Source organism: Paenibacillus sp. GP183 (assembly GCF_900104695.1).
Taxonomy (GTDB): Bacteria; Bacillota; Bacilli; order Paenibacillales; family NBRC-103111; genus Paenibacillus_AI.
The window spans coordinates 4,818,031-4,838,578 of sequence record NZ_FNSW01000001.1 but is presented as its reverse complement, the minus strand read 5'-3'; the positions used below and the strand labels follow the sequence as shown (position 1 = coordinate 4,838,578).

Genomic DNA, 20,548 nt, shown 5'->3' with positions numbered 1-20,548 from the left:
GGCATTTGATCGTGTGTGTGATTGGAGCCGGGTACGTAGGACTGTGTACAGCAGCAGTGTTGGCAAAATTAGGACATGAAACCCAGTGCATCGATAAGGATACCGAAAAAATGATAAGGATCACCCAAGGATCGGTTCCCTTTTTCGAACCCGGGTTATCGGAACTGGTTGCGGAACAGCGGGAGGCGGGGCGGTTATATTTTTCCCATACGATGGATGATTGTATCGGCCGGGCTTCCATTATTGTTATTGCTGTGGGAACTCCTCCCGCATCCGACGGGAGCCTTGATCTTTCTGCCGTCCACGCAGTTGTCGAGAAGTTATCCGGCTTGATTTCTTCATATAAAACGATTGTTACCAAAAGCACGGTCCCACCCGGCACGAACGAATGGATTGAACAAACCTTGCTTGATAACGGGGTCGATCATCAGCTATTCGATATCGTTTCGAGCCCCGAGTTTTTGCGGGAAGGAACAGCGATACAGGATTCGCTTCAACCGGACCGCATTGTTATTGGCCTGAAACGGCGTGAGCCGCTCGAAGTCATGCAGGAATTATACCAGAATTTGAACGCGCCCTATGTGGTTACCGGCTTCGCTGAAGCCGAAATGATCAAATACGCTTCTAATGCCTTTTTGGCGACGAAAATTTCTTTCATTAATGAAATATCCCGTATTTGCGATGTCTGCGGAGCTGACATTGTGGACGTCTCGATGGGTCTGGGAATGGACCACCGCATTGGTCCGCATTTCCTGAGAGCAGGCTTGGGTTATGGCGGTTCCTGCTTTCCAAAGGATCTGAATGATCTCATCCATACGGCTTTGTCACGACAGATCGAGCCTTCCCTGTTACAGGCGGTTCAGAAAGTAAATGAAACACAGATTGACGTCTATATGCAGAAATTGATCGCCGCTCTGGAAGGGGATCCTCCACACAAAATAACGGTTTGGGGCGCCAGTTTTAAGCCGCAAACGGACGATGTAAGGTCGTCTCAGTCCGTGCGTTTACTCCGGCGGCTCAGCGAGACTGGATATAACGTTCATGCTTATGATCCTATGGTCCGGCCTGCTCTCCCCTCTGTCACCTGGCATCATCAAATGTACGACTCCGTTCAGGATGCCGATGCGCTAGTGATCGCAACAGAATGGGACGCCTTCGTTCAGGCTGACTGGAAGTTGGTGAAGAATCGGATGAAAGGAAAGCTGCTTCTGGATGGCCGGAATTGCGTTAACAAGCATACTGTGGAGGCGTGTGGAATTCGTTATATGGGAGTTGGACGAACATGAGAATTATCGTTACAGGGGCTGCCGGCTTTATTGGGTCGCACTTATGCGAGCGGCTGCTGCAGGACGACCGGAATGAAGTGATTGGAATCGATGGTCTCATACAACCGGAGCTGAGATGGATCAAGCAGAGAAATATTCAAAACTTGAGCGACCACCCTCGTTTTTTAAATATTGAACAAAATTTGCTCGATTTTGAGTGGAAGAAGTGGCTCCCTGACGTTGACGCCGTCTATCACCTGGCTGGCATGCCCGGCGTACGTTCAAGCTGGGGTGACGACTTTCAATCTTATGTGACCAACAACATCCTTGTCACCCAACAAATGCTGGAAGCTTGTAAGAATGCCCCGCTGCAAGCTCTCATTTATGCCTCGACTTCTTCCGTATATGGGGAGACGAAGGAAATGGTATCCGAAGATGCCGCCACCTCCCCTCTTTCCCCTTACGGAATCAGCAAGCTGTGCGGAGAGCATTTGTGCAGGGTTTATAACAAACAAATGCAAATTCCCATCGTCATTCTTCGCTATTTTACCGTTTACGGACCGCGACAGCGAAGCGATATGGCCTTCCATCGTTTCATTCATCATATGCTTCGGGGGAAACCGATTCCTGTTCATGGCGATGGGACCCAGACGCGGGATTTCACTTATATCGACGATTGCGTCGAGGCAACAGTCTCCCTGCTGCGATACCCCCATGCGGCGGGAGAAACGATCAACATCGGCGGAAAAGAACGAGCTTCCATTTTGGAGGTAATCGCTATTTTGGAGGAGCTTACCGGTCAAAAGGCTGCCTTGCAGTATATGGGAGAGCCTAGAGGAGAACCGAAGCACACCTGGGCCAATATCGCAAAAGCCGGAAAATTGCTGCAGTATGAACCTAAAATCAGCATAAGGAATGGTTTACAAAAAGAACTCGCCGACCTTGAAGATATGTACAATTTATGAGGAGGATGTTTATGAAACTGGCCTTAATATGTACGGAAAAGCTGCCTTCCCCTGCAATTAAAGGCGGTGCCATCCAGATTATGATTGATGGGGTAGCCCCGTTCTTGAGCAAAAAGCACCAGCTTACCATTTATTCGATTACCGACCCGAAGCTGGCCAGAAAGGGAAAGCACAACGGCATCTCTTATATTCGCTTTCCTTCAGGAAGTTTTGTCAGCAGTGTCGCCAAATCGCTGGCAGCAGAGAAGTTCGACGTAGTGCATATATTCAACCGCCCCAAGAATGCCATAATGTTCAAAAAAGCCGCCCCTCAAAGCAGGTTTGTGGTCAGCCTTCATAACGAAATGTTTGCGCCAAAAAAATTAACGCATGCTCAAGGAAAAAAAGTACTTGCCTCGGTCGACAAGATCATGACGGTAAGCAACTATATGGGACGTACTGTAACCAGGCGTTTCACTCAGGCCAAATCTTTGGTGAAGACCGTCTATTCCGGATTAAATATAGACACTTATATTCCCTCGTGGACGCATGAGGCGCAATCGATACGCGAAAAAGTCCGCAAGAAATTTGGAATTGAAGGAAAAAAGGTCATCTTGTTCGTCGGCCGTCTCAGTGACAAGAAAGGGCCGCATGTTCTCATTCGGTCGATGAAACAAATACTCATGCGGCATAAGGATGCAGTTCTGGTCATTGTCGGCGGGAAATGGTTCAGCGACAATTCGGTCGATGATTACGTTCGGAGTCTCTACAAACTTGCAAGGCCTTATGGGAAAAAAATTATTTTCACCAAATATATTCCGAATGATCAAATGCCGCACCATTACTTAATGGCTGACGTCTTCGTGTGCAGCTCGCAATGGCAGGAACCGCTTGCCCGGGTTCATTACGAAGCGATGGGAGCGGGTCTGCCCATAATTACCACGAACCGGGGAGGAAATCCGGAAGTGATTAAACACCGGGATAACGGGCTTGTCGTTAAAGCTTATACAAAACCGTCTGCTTTTGCGAGTGACATTAATTACATGCTGTCCAACCCGACTGAAGCGATGCGCATGGCCAAAAACGGGCGAAATTTTGTGGTAAAGAACTTTACTTTCGAACATGTCGCCAAACGATTAAATGCAGTGTATACGAAAGCTTACCAAAAGCGGGCCAAATTGTCATCAGAACGGTTGAATGGAGCGACATCAATATGAGTGACTCCGCGCAAAAAGAGCCCATTCGTGAAATTCTCAAAGCGTACCCTTTCCAGGTGAAAGGAATTAAAATGATCTCTTACAAAGGGAAAAAAGGAGTTTGGTCCGTTCTCACCAACAAGGGGAATAAAATTTTGAAAAAATCTCCGGCACAGAAGGCGGGACGGGTGCAATTTATTTGTAAAGCAGTGCGGCATTTACGAGCTCGCGGCATTGAGCTGCCTGCTGTCATCCCGACCCGCTCTGGCAGCGATTTTGCCGAACGTCAAGGCGCGTTTTATGTACTTTCCGAGGCCTATCGGGGCAAATCGCCGGAATACGATAACTCCAGCGACCTCGCGGCCATCATGAAGGCGATGGGCAAATTTCATAAGGCCTCTAGAGGATTTTCCTACAAAGGAGAATCAGGGCAGCGGGAGCATCTTGGCAAATGGGAAAAAAGTTACGTGAAGCACCTCGATGAACTGCGGAATTTCAAGTCCCTGGCGGCAAAAAATAACAGCCCCTTCTGCAAATTGTTCCTTAAGCATGTGGATCGCTTTATTGCCGAAGGGAACAAAGCGCTGAACATCATTCGCGGCAGCGCATATACCAACTGGGTGCGCAAGGTGAACAGCGAAAAAAACATATGCCATCAGGATTTCGCCTCGGGAAATTTGCTCAAAACGAAACAGTCCATGGCGATCATCGATACGGACTCCTTCACTTACGATCTTCCTGCCAGAGACCTGAGAAAGATTTTAAACAAAGTGATGAAGAAAAAAGGCTGGAATCGCGCGAAAACAATAAGCATGCTGCGCGCCTATCAATCGGTTCACCCCCTTACTTCGGATGAATACAAGGTACTGTACGCGGACCTCCTTTTCCCGTATCTTTATTACGGAATCGGCAGCAAATACTTCAAGAGTAGAACGGGGGAATGGAGCTCCGCCAAATCGCTGGAAAAGCTGAAGCTGATGATTCGCGCGGAGCTGTCCAAAAATAAGGTTCTGGACAAATGGACCGGCATCACGAATGCAGCTACGCAGGGAAAGGACTGAGACGATTGAGCGACAAATTGATTTCCCTGGCGCGGCAGGTCATGACCTCTTACAATATCGTCCCTGTTTCGATTCGTTTGATTGAAAGCGGAGGAATGAAAACCGTTTGGAAAGTAGAAACTTCAAAGGGCCCGTTCTGTTTGAAACGGCTTCGTTCCGGTCTGGAAAAGGTACATTTCTCGATCCAGGCGCAGCAATTTTTAATGGAGAAAAAGGCTAACGTACCGGCCATTATCAAAACGAAAGGCGGGACGCCATACGTAAGCAAAAACGGACATATCTTCGTGCTGTACGATTGGGTCATTGGAAAAAAGCCGCATTTTTCCCAGGGTAGGGACTTGAAAAAAGCGATTGAAGGCTTGGCCGTCTTTCATAAAAAATCACTAGGCTTCCGCCCCAAAACGGCTTGCCGTGAATCGAGCAAATGGTCGAGATGGCCCAGCCAATATCATTCGATGCTGGAACGCTTCAAATCATGGAAAACGTCACGGCGCTCGCCGCGGTTAGTTCACATATTGCAGCAGCACATCGATACTGTCATTGGTCAAGGGGAAAAAGCGACACAGCTTCTGCTCAAATCGAATTATCCCCAGTGGACGGGAACAAAAGCACGGAAAGGGCTGTGCCACCAGGATTTCAGCGAAAATAACGTGCTCTTTACTCGCGATGGAGCCGTCGTTCTCGATCTGGACAGTGTAACCTACGATGTTCCGGCGCGGGATTTGCGGAAAATGATTTTGAAAGAAATGGTGAAGGAAGGGAAATGGGATTCCGCTTTGTTTAAAAATATCATTTCCTGGTACACGGCTGTGCATCCTTTAACAACTGAGCAATTAAGGGTGGTTTATATAGACTGCCTGTTTCCCCACCTGTTCCACGAGACTGCGAAAAAACCGTTTCATAAAAACGAATTTCTTCCTGCGTCGAAGCTCAAGCTCGCGATCAAAATCGAAAAGAGCAAAACGAACGCTCTGCTTAAACTGATTTAATTTAATCAAGTGTATTTGGCATGGAGGCGTTTGTTCAATTTCGGTTTCGGATATATCGCCTCCATTTATCATTCTCCCTTGTTTTTACTTAATTTAACATTATTACATAATTATTCAATATATTGCTTGTCATTACCCATACGAACCCCATTGGAACCTACAGAATAGTTTTCTAAGCTCTTCTTCATTATTGGATTAATTTCATTACCTTATCTACTTCTGCATTCAGCTTGGCGACATTCGGTTCTGTTATTTTTTGATCCGAAATTCCGTACTTGCTCTTCAGCGTTAGAATGCGAGTAACGCTTGTATTCAACTGATCCATGGATATTCGTTTATCCTTCACCGCTTGCCGCAGCGCCAGGATCACTTTCACCTCTTTCTCATACTCATGGCCTACCAAAATCACATCCACGCCGGCCAGCACAGCTTTAACCGCAGCTTCGCCGAGCTCGTAATTTGTGGCGATGGCCCCCATGGTCATATCATCCGAAATGACTAATCCCTGAAAACCAAGCTCCTTGCGCAGAATGCCGGTGATGATGGTTTTGGAAAAAGAGGCTGGATTTGTTGCATCTATTTTCGGCAGCAGGATATGGGCGACCATGACCGCATCCGCTTTGTTTTTAATGGCTTCAGCAAAGGGAACCAGCTCCAGAGAACGCAACCGATTCAGATCGTGCTGCACGACAGGAAGATCAATATGTGAATCTATTGAGGTATCGCCATGTCCAGGAAAATGCTTCACAACAGAAACTATGCTCTGTGACTGGAGGCCATTCATGGTCTGAACACCCAGCCTGCTGACGACCTTGGCATTCGCACCGAATGAACGATTCCCAATCACCGGGTTATTCGGATTGCTGTTGATATCAAGAACCGGCGCAAAATCCATATTCAGGCCGTATGCTCTTAATTCCAAGCCTATGGTGCTGCCCGCGGCAAAAGAAAATTTCTCGTTATTTGCTTGACCAATCACCGCATTCGTCGGAAATTTATGGAGCTCATCCGGTAGACGGGAAACCCTTCCACCTTCCTCGTCCAGACTAAGCCATAATGGGGTTGAATTTCGCGAATTCGTGTCCTTCAAGGAATTGATCAATTCTGTCGCTTGCCGGGTATTGGCCAGATTAACCTTGTAAAAAATAATGCCGCCTGCTTGGTAGTCCTGGATGAGCGCTTTTGTTTGGGCATTCATTGTTGTGCCGTCTATTCCTGCCAATACCATTTGCCCGATTTTTTCATTCGCGGTCATTTGCTTCAGCTTTATTTGAATCGACTCCTGAGTCAATGCCGGAGGTTTGGCTGGGCTTGTAGCCGTCGAAGCGTCAGGTCTGGATGACTGAGACAAATCGGAAGATCCAGAGGCAGGCGTAGCTGTTGGCAGTTGAGATGAAGCTTGGCCATTCGGCGAACCGGCAGGCGCTATACCGCCTGGCGTGCGAGAGCATGAACAAAGCATTATCGCACAGAGCACCGACAAACCAATGAAAGCACGCTTTATTTTCATTTACTCATCTGCTTTCATTTATTTTTAGCACAATCCTAGTTTTGCCAACTATTCCATGTTGTTAAACTTCCGATGCCAGCCCCTGCTGCAATGACAATGATAAATAACAAAAATCCAGATATCTAATCAGATACCTGGATATGGATTCAAAGCCTGGTTGCTGCTCCTATGTAAGACGTAAATACTTCTTGATGAGTTTAATTTTTATCTCATCTCCATTGCCTGATCATCATCTGGATGAGCTTGTACAATCCATAATTGCCGAGATATGCGCCGCTGGCAAGAAACCAGATATTGTTAAAAACTCCGTGGATCCGAGTCATGAACACCACGTCATCTCGAAGGATTTCATAAACCGCTATCGCCGCAATAATGCCAAAAACATAAGCGCTCAGCACGGCTAATGCGTCAAACAGCCTTCGGCAGAAAGCAAAAGCCCGCACCAGTCCCAGCATCAACAAAGGGATGACGATAGCGGATAAAAGAATAATCCAGGTCATGATCACGTTCACTCCTTACAGATAACGTCCCACAATCCGGCATTTACGCAATCCATATAAGCATAATTAAATAGTAGGATAGGGTCCTAGTCTACGGTTATGGTACTATAAAAGCATGCCCCAGTAAACATCAAAAAAACCCTTTACAGCGATTGATTCTTGGTGCATTCTGTGGCAAGATTAGCGGAGTACCGCAGAACGATTGCTCTTAGGATAGGAGTCCTTGAAAAATATGTCGAAACCGTTGTTTCGCCTGCTGACCGAGCTTTCCTCTCGCAAGTGGGTATCGCAGCTAACAGGAGCATTTGCGAAATCCAGAGCTAGCCGAGCCCTTATTCCCCGTTTTGCCAAAACTTACGGAATCCGAATCGAGGAAGCGGAAAAGCATATTGGCGATTACGCTTCTTTGAATGATTTTTTTACCAGAAGGCTGAAGCCGGGGCTTCGCCCCATATTAAGCGAGCCTAATGCTGTACTTAGTCCCGTCGATGCCCTTATAACAGGTATGGGCACCATTCAGCAGGGCATGCTGCTCGGAGTGAAGGGCCAAGATTATACCATCGATGATCTGCTCAACCGCTCGCCGAGAACAATCAATTACAAAAACGGCTTTTACTTTGTGCTATATTTGAGCCCGACCGATTATCATCGTATCCATGCTCCCATCACAGGTGAGATTTTGGAGAAGGAGCATGTACCGGGTAAAGTATATCCCGTTAATGATTTCGGTCTTCGTTTTATGACCAGAGTGCTCAGCCGTAATGAAAGACTGATTACTTTTATTCAGCATGAAGCTGCCGAAGTGGCTGTTGTTAAGGTTGGAGCTTTGAATGTAAGCAGTATTCAGTATGTCGAGCCCCTGCCCCATCACCTCGAAAAAGGCCAGGAGCTGGCTTACTTTGAATTTGGTTCCACAGTCGTTCTGCTTCTTGAGGAGAACACATTCAATCCAAGAACGGATCTATCCGTAGGAAGCAAGGTAAGAGTGGGTGAGGAGCTTGGCGTCTTTATTCATTAATTCATTTATTAATTTCCAAAGCAATGCGCAAAGGAGAAATTTCTTATGGCTTCCATTACAACCGCTCCACAGCCAGCAAACGCAGTTGTCGATGTCAAACCGACCGTGTATCGGATTTTACTGGCCATCAGCATCGTACATTTGCTTAATGATTCGATGCAATCCGTAATTCCTGCCATATTTCCGATTCTAAAAGATAAAATGCACCTGTCCTACACACAGGTTGGCTGGATTTTGTTTACTATCAACCTAACTGCTTCCATCATGCAGCCTGTGGTGGGAATGTATTCCGACCGCAAGCCGTCCCCTTACTTGCTGCCGCTCGGGATGGCTTTCTCTTTAGTTGGGATGCTGCTGCTCGCATTTGCTCCATCATACGGGGTCGTACTTGTGGCGGTTTGCTTTGTCGGGCTCGGTTCGGCTGCATTTCATCCGGAAGGCTCGCGTGTTTCCCATTTGGCTGCCGGACCTCGCAAAGGTTTGGCGCAATCGATCTATCAAGTCGGGGGCAATGCCGGCCAATCCCTCGCTCCGATCATGACGAAGCTGATCTTTATTCCGTTCGGTCAATTCGGCGCCATTTGGTTTACCGGAGTCGCGGCATTGGCAATTGCTGTACAATTTTATATTGCTAAGTGGTATAGAGCTCTGCTGGTTGAAACACCCGTCATTGTGAGAAAAACGATCGCAAGAAAAGTCAGCCCTGAACGTCGTAAACAAGTGCTTTTCGCCATTTCCATGCTCATATTTCTTGTATTTATCCGCTCCTGGTACGGCGTAGCCATGAGCAGCTATTACGCTTTCTTCCTGCGGGACAAATATGGCATCACCTTGGACCGCGCCCAGGATTTCATCTTTCTTTTCCTGGCTGCCGGAGCGATCGGCACCTTCCTCGGAGGGCCGATCGCCGATCGTTTTGGGCGCAGAAATGTGATCTTTTTCTCGATGCTTGGCTCCGCTCCGCTGGCTCTTTTGCTGCCTCATGTGAGCCTTGGATGGGCATATGTGCTGCTCTTCATCAATGGTTTTATCCTGCTGTCCAGCTTTTCTGTTACCGTGGTCTATGCACAAATGCTGTACCCCGGTAAAATAGGCACGGTCTCCGGATTAATTATCGGCTTGGCCTTTGGAATGGGCGGTATCGGCGGAGTCGTGCTTGGCAAGCTGAGTGATCTAATCGGTACGCTTCGAGTCATGGAGCTGTGCGGCTATTTGCCGCTGTTTGGCATCCTGACGTTCCTCCTGCCGACAGACCGTAAGCTGGAAGCCTGGACGGAAGAGGAATAAAAACAACTGGAAGGATGTTTTTCAGTTTTCCAGCATACTGGAAAAAGAAAACCCGCGCTGGAAGGATGTTTTTCAATGTTTTTCATCGTTCCAGCAACATTGCACCTCTCCATAATCTCCTACTTCTACAGTTAATAGTCTTTTAGCGCAGCTCGGAAGGACTTTTACCCGTATACTGCTTGAATTGGCGGCTGAAAAAAAATACATCCCTGTATCCCAGAGCATCGGCTACTTCCGTTACGCTCATTCCGGCATAATGCAGTAGATGCTCAGCACGCTCAATTCGCGCTTTGATCAAATAGGACTGCACCGACTCCCCGAAAGCTTCCTTGAACTTTAAGGAAAAGTATCTTGCGGACAGATTGGCACGAGCAGACAGGTCGCGGATACTGTGCGGCTTCGCCGCATTCTGGCGGATATAATTCGCGACTTCCTGAATGCTCTCGGACAGCTTATTGCTGCCCAGGGGACGCTGCTGTTCTTCTTCCATATCCACTCTGAGCAAGCGAATCATCAACTGCTTAAGCACGAGTCTGGCTTCTTCCTCCGCACCGAATACACCCGAAAGGCGCACACGTACATACTGGGCCAGCAGCGCTTCGAATGCAAGCTTATCCTGCAAAATGTGATAGGGCCGTGGAACCAGCTCGAGCTTGATCGAGTCGGGAAGCGCAAAATGTATGTAGGTTAGGACCAACGGTTTCTGCGGATTGTGGGTCGCACTCGTTTCATCGCCGGGACGAAACAAAAAGCAGCTCCCCTCTTGAACGGAATAAATCTGGTTATTCAATTCCACCTCACCAATTCCGCTCCATACATAAAACAAATCATAATTCATCATCGGTTGATCCCGTTTCGCCCATTTCCAATTAGGCTCACAAGTAATTTTGGCGTATGCCGATAATAATGCGAAACGATCCGGAGAAACGTGCAGCACATTGTTCACCTCACTATATTGTGAACAGTGTACCACAAACAAAAAAATCTGAATATCCGCAGCACGAGGCTGCAGATATTCAGACGTTTAGCGATAAATAATGACTACTTCATATTGACTCCAGTTGGATTGAGCACATACCATACCTTGCCTACGCCTTGACCGGTTGTATCCCCAGGTTTGGTATCCTTCACCCAATAATAAAGCGGCATGCCTTTAAATGAGGTTTGCTTTGTGCCATCTTCTCTTATAATTGTTGTGAAATCAGCTGACTTTAAATTGCCGGAAACCTGAATATCTCCAGCATAGAAAATAGGCCAGTTGGTTTCGCAGGTTCCTTTACAAACACTTACATCCTTCGTTGTATCTTTTGTATACATATAAAGGGTATTTCCTTTAGCGTCTACGAGAATTTCTCCATAAGTATCATTCTTAGCTGTTGCTATACTGTCATGTTTAATCACATACCACACATTGCCGACACCTTGCCCTGTAGTATCACCAGGTTTAGTATCCTTCGCCCAATAGTAAAGCGGCATGCCCTTGTAAGTGGTTTGCTTCTTTCCATCAGTACGATCGATAGTTCCGAAGTCTGCGGCATTCAGCTCAGCAGGAATTTGCAGGCTGGCACTGTAGAATATAGGCCAGTTGGTTGCACAAGTATCCATGCAATTACTAACGTTTGCCGTATCCTTGGTGAAATAATAGAGTGTATTCCCTTTTCCATCGACCAGATATGTTCCTAAAGTTGCACTTGTGGCAAGATCGATTCTAGCTGCTTTGATCCCTGCCGCTTTGTCCGAATCGATCATTTTGAGCGAGATTAAAACATCAATAATCGATGTATCCATTCCTTTAACTTTAAGCTTCGAGCCTTCAACCAACGCTGTTGCGATATTCCGATTTCTTAGGCTGCCCATGTTCGCTACTTTGGATAGGCCCATTGATTTCGCATATGAAAGTACATTTGCAAACTCAAAATCAGTGCCCTGCTTGTAGCCGGCCGCTTCCAGAAGAACCTTGTAATATTGGGCTGCTGTGATCAAAGCCTTGGGATCGAATGCTCCATTGCCAGTTCCTGTCCATCCAAGTTCAGGATTCGCTTTCAAATAGGCAAGGATATTCTGATTGCCGCTGCTGACTAACTTGGCATCTGTAAAGTTATCATTGGACGAATATGCCAGCGCTGTGGTTTCAAGACCCTTGAGCCGCAAAAATAAAATCGCTGCCTGCAGACGTGTCGTAGTCTTGGCTAAATATGCTTCCGTGAGACCGCTGCCATCCCCTTGCAGCAAGCCGAGCTCACCTACGATCTGCACATCCGATTTCACAGTTGCTGCAGCTGTGCTGTCCGCCGCCAATGCGGGAAGTGCGGAAGAGATTAGCATGAATGCCGATAAGATAAGCATTTTCCATTTCTTCTTCATCAACATAAGATCAATTACCTCCTTAGAATTAACTTCACTGGAGTTAACGAAATGCAAGGGCTTTCGGTTTGGTTAAAAATTGAAAAAACCTGGCCTTTTTGGGCCAGGTCAGTCTATCGAGCCATAATGATATTATCGATGAAATGTAATCATACAACTCGATCCGAGTAATCATGTAATTATCATCGAGATGTAAAAACTGCATCTCAATCCGACCAAATACGTCCAATCATGCAAATGAGCTGCAAAATATACATCTCAATTGTCTGATATCTATTAAAAGGAACCGATTCTCTCAAATCGAGATGTAAGTTTTGCAGGTAGAAGGAGTAATTTTCGATATTCCGCAAAACCAAATGTACTTTTTGCTGGTCATTCGAATTCGATCGAAAGTTCACCAGAATGAAAGGAGTGATTAATTTGTCTTGCTAGGCTTTCTACGTCTTGCAACACCGGATTCGTAAGCAGCTTCCATTACAGCTTCGCTCACTTTTTCCACTACGTCATGATTGAAAACGCTCGGTATGATGTAGTACTCATTCAGCTCATCCTCACTCACCACAGAGGCGATGGCCTTGGCGGCGGCCAGCTTCATTTCCTGGGTGATTTTGGACGCCCGGCAATCGAGCACCCCGCGAAAAATGCCGGGAAAGCAAAGTACATTGTTGATTTGATTCGGGTAATCCGAACGGCCGGTGGCCATCACGCGGACATAAGGCTCAGCCTCCTCCGGAGCAATTTCTGGTGTGGGATTCGCCATCGCAAACACGATTGGATCGACAGCCATGCTCTGGATATCGGTGACTTTCAAGACACCCGGACCGGACAGGCCGATGAAAATATCCGCCCCTTGAATGACTTCGCTCAGATTCCCCCGAAGGCCCAGCGGATTCGTATTCTGCGCATACCATTCCCAAGCGGAGTTTGCATACCCGACACCACGTGCAATCGCTCCCTCACGGTCAACGCCGATAATATTCGTCACTCCCGCTGAAAGCAGCATTTTGGTACAAGCGATGCCTGCCGCCCCAATGCCGGTCACAACCACTTTGCAATCCTCCAGATTTTTGCCCACCACTTTAGCGGCATTCAGCAGGCCCGCCAGAATCACAACCGCCGTTCCGTGCTGATCATCGTGAAAAACGGGAATATCGAGCTCAGCGATAAGTCTTTCTTCAATTTCAAAGCAGCGCGGCGATGAAATATCCTCGAGGTTAATGCCTCCAAATGTTGGCGCAATTGCTTTAACAACCCTGATGATTTCCTCTGTATCCTGAGTATCGAGACAGATCGGAAAGGCATCTACTCCAGCCATCTGCTTGAACAGCATGGCCTTCCCTTCCATAACCGGCATCGCCGCTTCAGGCCCAATATTGCCAAGACCCAGTACCGCAGTTCCATCCGATACAACGGCTACTGTATTTCTTTTTATCGTTAATGAATGCGCTTTGGAAGGATCTTCATGGATGGCCATACACACCTGCGCCACTCCAGGGGTATAGACCCTGGACAAATCATCCCTGTTTTTAATCGGAATCTTTGGGGTGACCTCGATCTTTCCGCCAATATGCAGCAGGAAGGTTTGGTCCGAAACGTTGATGACCTTGACTCCAGGAAGTCTGCCCATCGAGCCCACAATGGCATCCGACTGGTTCTGGTCGCTGACATTCACCGTGATATCGCGAGTGGTTATGTTTTTGCTTGCCCTCGTCACGTCAACCGCAACGATATCTCCGCCTGCATCCCCAATGGCAGTGGCGATTTGGCCAAACGTGACCAGATCCTTTTGCATTTCCAATCGTAAAATAATCGTCGTTGCTGCTCCAGCTGAATTCGCCATGATCCATCACTCCTGCTTGTACAAATTAAATGAATGAACACTATTATTCTCTATGTATAACATAGCCCACTTAAAATAGCTAACTCAAAATGAACGATTTTGTGTCCAAATTCGCCCAAGCGCGCTGCATGCGCGCAACACCCTCCCGCATCTCCTCCTCGGAGAGATGCGAGAAACCGAGGCACGCCCCGCACCGTCCGCGGGGCAGCAGATACGAGCCGGCGTCGGCCCACGACACGCCGGCTCTCTCACATGCGGCTGCATAAGCGGCGTACTGGCGGGGGTCCCCCCGCCACCAGCCGAACAGATGCAGCCCGGCATCGCTCTCCACCCACTCGAAGAGGGTGGAGAGCCCGCTCTCCTGCAGCAGGGCGCGCAGGAGATGGAACTTGCCCGCGTACACCCGCCGCATGCGGCGCAGGTGTCGCGCGTACGCGCCGCTCGCCATGAAGGCGGCGAGCGATCTTTGCTCGAGCAGCCCCGAAGGGTGCGGCTCGTACAGCCGCTTCGCGGCGACAAAGGCATCGTGCAGCTGCGCGCTGGGCAGCACGATGTAGCCGATGCGCAGTCCAGTGCGCATCGTTTTAGAGAAGGTGCCGATGTACACCACTCGGCCCTCCTGGTCCAGCGCCTTCAGGGGCTCCAGCGGATGCCCCCGATGCCTGAACTCGCTGTCGTAGTCGTCTTCGACGACGACAGCGCCGTGCTCCGCCGCCCAGCGCAGCAGTTGCTGGCGACGATCCAAGCCGAGAACCGCTCCCGTAGGGAAATGGCGGTTCGGTGTCGCAAACAGCAGCCGTGCGTTCCACGGCTGCGGGATGAGCCCTTTCCCGTCCACCCCGGTGTGGACGGGAATTCCGCCGGCCGCTTGCACAGCGCGGCCGAGGCCGGAGTAGCCCGGGCTCTCGACGACAACAGCGTCGCCCGGGTTGACCAGGATCTGGGTCAGCAGCGCGATCGCCTGCATCGACCCGTTGACGATCACGATTCGCTCTGGAGACGAATCGAACCCCCGAGTCCGTCGCAAATGCTGCGATATGGCTTCGCGAAGCTCATAATGCCCCTCGACGACGTAAAGCTCTTCCTGCGGTGATTCAGTCATTCGCCGCACCTGTTCGTGCATGCAGCGGTTCCACTCCTCACTGGGAAAATACGCCAAATCCGTCCTCAACAGATCGAAACGGATGATAGGTATTTCTCTCTTTATTGCGTTTTCTTCAGGTGGCTCCTTTGCTCCCTCTGCCTTCTCCTCCTCGTTTCCCCTCCATTCATTTTCCGCAGCCTCTTTCCGATTATCATCAACACCTGCCTTCAATAACTCCTGCACTTTTTGAGCCCAAATGGACAAAGTTATTTGATTTTCCGAGTCGGTACGATGACTTTCAGCAGCACTTTTATATCCCACAAACGTGCCTCGACCCACCTCGGCTGTCAGGTAGCCCTCCGCAATTAGCATCTCATACACCTGATTCACGGTCCCTCTGGAGATGGGATAATCGGCTGCGAGCTCACGACTCGAAGGCAGCTTCGTATCAAAAGCCATTCGACCGCTGATCATCTCTTCCCTTAATGCATGATAAAGCGCCAGATATTTGGTAGGATAACGGGACAGGAAAGTGGCGTAGGGTAAATGAAACTCCATGGTTGACCTGCTTTCTTGGCTGATACTGAGACTTATGCAAGTGGTTCAATCATTTCTTTCAAAATTGGTGCTTTTGATAGGTCCGCTTTTCATATATGATTACAAACATCTCATAGCTGCACATATAAAACAAGAGGTGATTTCTGAATGAACCGACCGCTGCCGCCAGTAGTGCTTGAAGGAGAAAGAGTTATGCTGATTCCAATTGAAACTTCGCATACACATGACTTATTCGAAGCAGGAAATGATGCGAGAATTTGGAAAGGGATCATGGAGCCCATTGAAAGTCTGGTAAGCGCGCAAAGTATGATAACCCAAGCCTTAGAGGATAAGAAGCAAAACGGCTCTCTCCCTTTTAGCGTATTTGACAAAGAAAGCAATAAAATCGTAGGAAGTACTCGTCTATTTGATTTTTGGCCCAGTCATCGACAGCTGGAAATCGGACATACATGGTACAATCCGGGGGTTTGGAGAACCAGGGTCAATACAGAATGCAAATATTTGTTGCTGATGCACAGCTTCGAAGTGCTGGATATGGTCCGAGTGCAAATCAAAACAGACCTGCGCAACACTGGGTCTCAAGCGGCTATTACCCGGCTCGGCGCTGTAAAAGAGGGTGTTCTCAGGCAGCATAAAATCATGTTTGACGGCTATATTCGCGATACCGTTATGTTTAGTGTTATTGACCGAGAATGGCCGAGTGTTAAAGCCCGATTAGAGGATTTTTTACAGCCGAAGGAGTGAAGTCCATGTCTATGTACATACCGAAACATTTTCAAGTGCAAGAAGAAGCTGAGCTTATTACTTTTATTCAATCCAACAGCTTTGGCATCCTGTTCACACAAACTGCAAATGGGCCTGCAGCGAGCCACCTGCCATTTCTAATCGAGAAAAATCCGGCTGGATCTCTAACGCTCATCACTCATATGGCAAAAGCCAACTTTCATTGGAAAGCTCATGACTGCGCAGCGCTTGCAGTTTTTCAAGGCCCTCATGCTTATATTTCACCAACGTGGTATGGGCCTGAGTATCCTGCAGTTCCCACATGGAATTATGCAGCCGTACATGCATCCGGAATGCTCAGAGTCGATGAGGATGAAGCAAATGTGATTTCCATTTTGGAAAAAATGACGGACTATTTCGAAGCTTCGCAGCCTGTGCCTTGGAGGCCTGACTTTTCACAATCGTCTTCCATGCGTTCAATGACCAAAGCCGTGGTCGGAGTACGCATCGAGCTCACTTCATTAGAAGGCAAGTGGAAGCTCAGCCAAAATCATCCTGCCGAAAATGTACAAAATGTTGTCCGAGCACTTGATCAGCAGGAAGATCCCGAATCCGCCAGAATAGCTCAGCTTATGAGAGCCCATCATCCAGGCTAATCGGCCAGCCGCATAGGCAGCAAGTGAGATACTTTCTCATGTTGTAAAAAAAGGCTGTCCCCCGCAGAATGTAATCTGCATGTGGGACAGCCCATTTTTATATTCCCCTTACTTCAATGTCTGCATAGCTACAGCGTCCATATCGGCGAATTCCTGATTTTCTCCCGCCATTCCCCAAATGAACGTGTAATTGTTGGTGCCTACACCTGAATGAATCGACCAGCTTGGGGAAATGACGGACTGCTCATTGCGAACCACCAGATGGCGGGTTTCCTGAGGCTCTCCCATCATATGGAACACAACCCCATCCTCTGGCATATCAAAATAGAAATAGACCTCGGAGCGTCGATTATGCGTATGGCTAGGCATCGTATTCCACATATTGCCCGGCTTTAGCAGCGTCATCCCCATGACCAGCTGGCAGCTTTGGATTCCTGCCTGGTGAATGTATTTGTAAATCGTGCGCTCATTAGATGAAGTGATCGATCCCAGGTGATTAGGTTCTGCGCTGCCGATGGCTGCTTTTTCGTTCGGGTACATCTTGTGAGCCGGACAGGAATTGAAATAGAAACGTGCAGGATTGCCCGGATCTGCGCTGTTGAAGATAACTTCCTTATTACCGAGTCCAACATAGAGGCAGTCTTTGGAGTCCATATCATATTCCTTGCCGTCAACGGTTACTGAGCCTCTAGGTCCGACGTTGATGATGCCGATCTCTCTGCGCTCCAGAAAATAATCAGCTCCAATATCCTTCCGTTCTCCCTCAAGCTTAATCGGTTCTTTGGTTGGAATGGCGCCGCCTGTAATCATCCGGTCCACGTGGCTATATGTCATATTTATTGCACCCGGCACAAATAAATTGTCGATTAAGTACTCCTTGCGCAGTCTCTCTGTATCGTAACCTTTGGAATCTGCTGGTGTTGCCGCATAACGAATATCCATTTTTAAATTCCTCCTTGATAATTGAAACGTTTAAATTGCCATTAATTTCATTTTAGCATAATGCAAAGTCGCTTGTCATGTTATAATTTAGGTTTAGCGCAGTGACGTGACAATGTGAAAATGGTATAATAAGTGCCGATGATGAAGCCACTTTTGGAAGGAATGAAATTTACAATGAACCCTATGGCCAGACAGTTAAACGAGACCTTGGAACGGGAAAATCCTCATGTGTACGCGATGCTTTCTTCACTGGGCAAATCGATTTACTTCCCCAAGGAAGGAATCCTCAGCCAATCCGCTGAGGCCAAAGCTAAGGCCAAAGCTTACAATGCTACGATCGGCATCGCTTTGGAAGACGGACAGCCCATGCATCTGAAGGTGATCCAAGATACTTTGTCCGCTTATGCGCCTAAAGATATTTATGAATATGCTCCTCCGGCGGGCAAACCGGAGCTAAGATCAGCTTGGCGCCGCAAAATGCTTGAAGAAAATCCGGGTCTCTCCGATAAACATATCGGCAATCCGCTTGTGACGAATGCATTGACTCACGGTTTAAGCATCGTTGCCGACCTTTTCGCTGATGAAGGCGACCCTGTCATTTACCCGGATAAAAATTGGGAAAATTACGAGCTCACCTTTGAAATCCGCCGCGGTGCCCAAATAGTCACTTATCCGTTGTTTAACGATGAGGACCGATTTAATTCAACAGGCCTGCGCGAGGCACTATTCGCTCAAAAAAGCAAAGGTAAAGCGATTGTTGTGCTAAACTTTCCAAATAATCCAACCGGCTATACGCCGGACGCTCAGGAGGCCAAAGAAATCGTTGCTGCAATTTTGGAAGCTGCGGAAGCAGGAATCAACGTTGTTGCATTGACAGATGACGCCTATTTCGGCCTTTTCTTTGAAAACTCGCTGCATGAGTCCATATTCAGTCAATTGGCAGGCTTGCATCCGCGTGTGCTGGCCATTAAGGTTGACGGAGCTACCAAGGAAGAATATGTTTGGGGCTTTCGTGTCGGCTTCATCACATATGCCGGCAGCAGCGACGCTATGCTCAGCGCCTTGGAGCAAAAAACGATGGGAATTATTCGCGCCACCATTTCCAGCGGACCGCATCCTTCCCAGACCTTCGTCCTGCATGCCTTGAATTCACCCGACTTTGCTGGACAAAAGCAGGAGAAGTATGAAATCATGAAGGGCCGCGCAAACCGCACCAAAGAGCTGCTTGACAGCGGCAAATTTGATGATGTCTGGGGTTACTATCCGTTCAATTCCGGATACTTCATGTGCTTGAGGTTGAAGACGGTTGAAGCGGAGACGCTTCGCTCCCATCTGTTGGACAAATACGGTGTCGGCACCATCGCGCTGGGGACCTCCGATTTGCGAATTGCTTTCTCCTGTATTGAAGAGGAGAATCTCGAAGAGCTGTTCGATCTGATTTATCAGGGTGTCAAGGATCTCGAGACCGTTTCCGCCAAATAATTCAATGATCGACAAAGCCCGCTGAGCTCCGTTAGCGGGCTTTTTGTCGTTTCTATTCATTTCCATTTGAGATTTCTATCAGGATTTGTTAAACTCAATAAGAACATTTGTTCTGACTATGCACTCTGCTCAGGAACACCTTTTAATACGAACATACGTGTGATAAAATGGAAATATCAAACATACGTTCGGAGTGATTGGAAGATGGCAAAAGCAGTTGAAATGTCATTAATTAAGTTTCAAAAAGAATTTCGAACCGAAGAAGATTGTGAGTCCTTTCTTTCGGCCCAGAAATGGAAAAATGGCTTTCAATGCCCACGATGTAAGCATGAACAATACTACTTCATCCAAAACCGAAGATTGTACGAGTGCCAGCAATGTTCTCATCAAACTTCCGTAACCGCGGGAACCATCATGCATAAGTCGAAGCTGCCTCTGTTGACCTGGTTTTGGGCGATCTACTTAGTTGTTCATGACAAAAGAGGAAAGTCCGCACTTGCACTATCCGATGTTCTCGAAATCAACTATAGAACAGCGTTACGCTTACTGCGTAAAATTCGAGAAGCGATGAGAGCACAAGATGCCAACTATCAGTTGAGTGGCTTGGTGGTGATGGATGATGCTTATTTCGGCGGTCAAAAGACAGGAACCGATGGCAGAGGTACAAGAAAAATAAAGGTCGCTATTGCTCTGTCCACGGATGAAGAAGGTAGACCCAGGCATCTTCGAATGAAGGTCATTGAAAAGGTCAGCATTCAAGAAATACATCGAGTGGCTGAAGAGTGCATTGCTAAAGGCTCAACGATCCTTTCCGATGGTCATGTCTCTTACAAGCAACTGAGCACAATGGGATACCAGCATATCAGCAAAAACTATTACAAAGAGGACAAAGATGAATTCCTCAAATGGCTTCACACCGTGATTAGCAACGCAAAAGCTTTCGTTGAAGGGACCTACCACGGACTAGGCTCTGAGTATTTGCAGACGTATCTGTATGAATTTTGCTATCGATTCAATCGTCGTTTTTTCAATAAAGAATTTTGAATATCAAGTTAGCTCCGCTGCTAAACCTTTGCGGTCAGATCGCCGTAGGTGATGGTATCGGTGAAGATATAAGCAGGATTTTGAC

At 47.8% G+C, this 20,548-nt stretch carries 18 protein-coding genes; 11 read left to right on the top strand and 7 right to left on the bottom strand.

Annotated features, from left to right (window positions below; translation table 11 throughout):
* The first annotated feature begins 5 nt into the window (after nt 1–5).
* The 5 genes from BLV33_RS23975 to BLV33_RS23955 are packed head-to-tail and all read left to right on the top strand — an operon-like array spanning nt 6 to nt 5,455.
* On the top strand, nt 6–1,286 hold the full coding sequence (locus BLV33_RS23975; protein WP_090797752.1) for a UDP-glucose dehydrogenase family protein: 1,281 nt from the start codon (nt 6–8) through the stop codon (nt 1,284–1,286).
* Complete coding sequence (locus BLV33_RS23970; RefSeq protein WP_090797751.1) at nt 1,283–2,230, top strand: NAD-dependent epimerase/dehydratase family protein; 948 nt, start codon at nt 1,283–1,285, stop codon at nt 2,228–2,230. The genes BLV33_RS23975 and BLV33_RS23970 overlap by 4 nt, the downstream gene beginning before the upstream one ends.
* Nucleotides 2,231–2,241: 11 nt before the next feature.
* Nucleotides 2,242–3,426 carry a glycosyltransferase family 4 protein gene (locus BLV33_RS23965; RefSeq protein WP_090797750.1) on the top strand — a complete coding sequence of 395 codons (1,185 nt, stop codon included), beginning with the start codon at nt 2,242–2,244 and terminating at the stop codon, nt 3,424–3,426.
* Nucleotides 3,423–4,466, top strand: coding sequence for a CotS family spore coat protein (locus tag BLV33_RS23960; RefSeq protein ID WP_090797748.1), 1,044 nt, complete (start codon nt 3,423–3,425; stop codon nt 4,464–4,466). Before BLV33_RS23965 ends, BLV33_RS23960 begins: the two co-directional genes overlap by 4 nt.
* A gap of 5 nt (nt 4,467–4,471) precedes the next feature.
* On the top strand, nt 4,472–5,455 hold the full coding sequence (locus tag BLV33_RS23955) for a CotS family spore coat protein (RefSeq protein ID WP_171909273.1): 984 nt from the start codon (nt 4,472–4,474) through the stop codon (nt 5,453–5,455).
* Between the two features lie 187 nt (nt 5,456–5,642).
* On the opposite strand, the gene nagZ is transcribed toward BLV33_RS23955, so the two are convergent.
* Both nagZ and BLV33_RS23945 read right to left on the bottom strand, forming a co-directional pair.
* Nucleotides 5,643–6,965, bottom strand: a complete 1,323-nt coding sequence (gene nagZ / locus BLV33_RS23950; protein WP_090797745.1) for a beta-N-acetylhexosaminidase — start codon at nt 6,963–6,965, stop codon at nt 5,643–5,645.
* Between the two features lie 209 nt (nt 6,966–7,174).
* Complete coding sequence (locus BLV33_RS23945; protein WP_090797744.1) at nt 7,175–7,465, bottom strand: hypothetical protein; 291 nt, start codon at nt 7,463–7,465, stop codon at nt 7,175–7,177.
* Between the two features lie 232 nt (nt 7,466–7,697).
* On the opposite strand from BLV33_RS23945, the gene asd reads away from it, so the two are divergent.
* Nucleotides 7,698–8,483, top strand: coding sequence for an archaetidylserine decarboxylase (gene asd / locus BLV33_RS23940; RefSeq protein WP_090797742.1), 786 nt, complete (start codon nt 7,698–7,700; stop codon nt 8,481–8,483).
* 45 nt (nt 8,484–8,528) lie between these two features.
* A complete protein-coding gene (locus BLV33_RS23935) occupies nt 8,529–9,770 on the top strand; it encodes an MFS transporter (protein ID WP_090797741.1) in 1,242 nt (413 codons plus the stop codon).
* Nucleotides 9,771–9,912: 142 nt separating this feature from the next.
* On the opposite strand, the gene BLV33_RS23930 is transcribed toward BLV33_RS23935, so the two are convergent.
* The 4 genes from BLV33_RS23930 to BLV33_RS23915 all read right to left on the bottom strand — a co-directional run bounded on the left by BLV33_RS23930 (nt 9,913) and on the right by BLV33_RS23915 (nt 15,616).
* Entirely contained in the window at nt 9,913–10,707 is a 795-nt protein-coding gene (locus tag BLV33_RS23930) for a helix-turn-helix domain-containing protein (protein ID WP_090797739.1), read from the bottom strand.
* Nucleotides 10,708–10,811: 104 nt separating this feature from the next.
* Nucleotides 10,812–12,140: a hypothetical protein gene (locus BLV33_RS23925; protein ID WP_090797738.1), complete on the bottom strand. Its 1,329-nt coding sequence runs from the start codon at nt 12,138–12,140 to the stop codon at nt 10,812–10,814.
* Nucleotides 12,141–12,549: 409 nt separating this feature from the next.
* Nucleotides 12,550–13,974 carry an NAD-dependent malic enzyme gene (locus tag BLV33_RS23920; protein ID WP_090797736.1) on the bottom strand — a complete coding sequence of 475 codons (1,425 nt, stop codon included), beginning with the start codon at nt 13,972–13,974 and terminating at the stop codon, nt 12,550–12,552.
* 79 nt (nt 13,975–14,053) lie between these two features.
* Nucleotides 14,054–15,616, bottom strand: coding sequence for a MocR-like pyridoxine biosynthesis transcription factor PdxR (locus tag BLV33_RS23915; RefSeq protein WP_090797735.1), 1,563 nt, complete (start codon nt 15,614–15,616; stop codon nt 14,054–14,056).
* A gap of 147 nt (nt 15,617–15,763) precedes the next feature.
* Between BLV33_RS23915 and BLV33_RS23910 the strand changes: the two genes are divergently transcribed.
* Together BLV33_RS23910 and BLV33_RS23905 are read left to right on the top strand one after the other, a co-directional pair.
* Complete coding sequence (locus BLV33_RS23910; RefSeq protein ID WP_090797733.1) at nt 15,764–16,360, top strand: GNAT family N-acetyltransferase; 597 nt, start codon at nt 15,764–15,766, stop codon at nt 16,358–16,360.
* A 5-nt stretch (nt 16,361–16,365) separates the two neighbouring features.
* Nucleotides 16,366–16,995, top strand: coding sequence for an FMN-binding negative transcriptional regulator (locus BLV33_RS23905; protein ID WP_090797732.1), 630 nt, complete (start codon nt 16,366–16,368; stop codon nt 16,993–16,995).
* Nucleotides 16,996–17,103: 108 nt separating this feature from the next.
* Here BLV33_RS23905 and kduI read toward each other — a convergent pair whose 3' ends face one another.
* A complete protein-coding gene (kduI, locus tag BLV33_RS23900) occupies nt 17,104–17,937 on the bottom strand; it encodes a 5-dehydro-4-deoxy-D-glucuronate isomerase (RefSeq protein ID WP_090797730.1) in 834 nt (277 codons plus the stop codon).
* A 174-nt stretch (nt 17,938–18,111) separates the two neighbouring features.
* Between kduI and BLV33_RS23895 the strand changes: the two genes are divergently transcribed.
* A complete protein-coding gene (locus BLV33_RS23895; RefSeq protein WP_090799184.1) occupies nt 18,112–19,419 on the top strand; it encodes an aminotransferase class I/II-fold pyridoxal phosphate-dependent enzyme in 1,308 nt (435 codons plus the stop codon).
* Nucleotides 19,420–19,623: 204 nt separating this feature from the next.
* Nucleotides 19,624–20,463 carry an IS1595 family transposase gene (locus BLV33_RS23890; protein ID WP_090797729.1) on the top strand — a complete coding sequence of 280 codons (840 nt, stop codon included), beginning with the start codon at nt 19,624–19,626 and terminating at the stop codon, nt 20,461–20,463.
* The last annotated feature ends 85 nt before the right edge of the window (nt 20,464–20,548 follow it).

Coding starts and splice junctions, on each gene's coding strand:
- BLV33_RS23960 (WP_090797748.1), top strand. CDS start 3,423: ATGAGTGACTCCGCGCAAAAAGAGCCCATTCGTGAAATTCTCAAAGCG.
- BLV33_RS23965 (WP_090797750.1), top strand. CDS start 2,242: ATGAAACTGGCCTTAATATGTACGGAAAAGCTGCCTTCCCCTGCAATT.
- BLV33_RS23895 (WP_090799184.1), top strand. CDS start 18,112: ATGAACCCTATGGCCAGACAGTTAAACGAGACCTTGGAACGGGAAAAT.
- BLV33_RS23945 (WP_090797744.1), bottom strand. CDS start 7,465: ATGACCTGGATTATTCTTTTATCCGCTATCGTCATCCCTTTGTTGATG.
- BLV33_RS23890 (WP_090797729.1), top strand. CDS start 19,624: ATGGCAAAAGCAGTTGAAATGTCATTAATTAAGTTTCAAAAAGAATTT.
- BLV33_RS23920 (WP_090797736.1), bottom strand. CDS start 13,974: ATGGCGAATTCAGCTGGAGCAGCAACGACGATTATTTTACGATTGGAA.
- nagZ (WP_090797745.1), bottom strand. CDS start 6,965: ATGAAAATAAAGCGTGCTTTCATTGGTTTGTCGGTGCTCTGTGCGATA.
- BLV33_RS23970 (WP_090797751.1), top strand. CDS start 1,283: ATGAGAATTATCGTTACAGGGGCTGCCGGCTTTATTGGGTCGCACTTA.
- BLV33_RS23905 (WP_090797732.1), top strand. CDS start 16,366: ATGTCTATGTACATACCGAAACATTTTCAAGTGCAAGAAGAAGCTGAG.
- BLV33_RS23910 (WP_090797733.1), top strand. CDS start 15,764: ATGAACCGACCGCTGCCGCCAGTAGTGCTTGAAGGAGAAAGAGTTATG.
- kduI (WP_090797730.1), bottom strand. CDS start 17,937: ATGGATATTCGTTATGCGGCAACACCAGCAGATTCCAAAGGTTACGAT.
- BLV33_RS23935 (WP_090797741.1), top strand. CDS start 8,529: ATGGCTTCCATTACAACCGCTCCACAGCCAGCAAACGCAGTTGTCGAT.
- BLV33_RS23925 (WP_090797738.1), bottom strand. CDS start 12,140: ATGTTGATGAAGAAGAAATGGAAAATGCTTATCTTATCGGCATTCATG.
- BLV33_RS23915 (WP_090797735.1), bottom strand. CDS start 15,616: ATGGAGTTTCATTTACCCTACGCCACTTTCCTGTCCCGTTATCCTACC.
- asd (WP_090797742.1), top strand. CDS start 7,698: ATGTCGAAACCGTTGTTTCGCCTGCTGACCGAGCTTTCCTCTCGCAAG.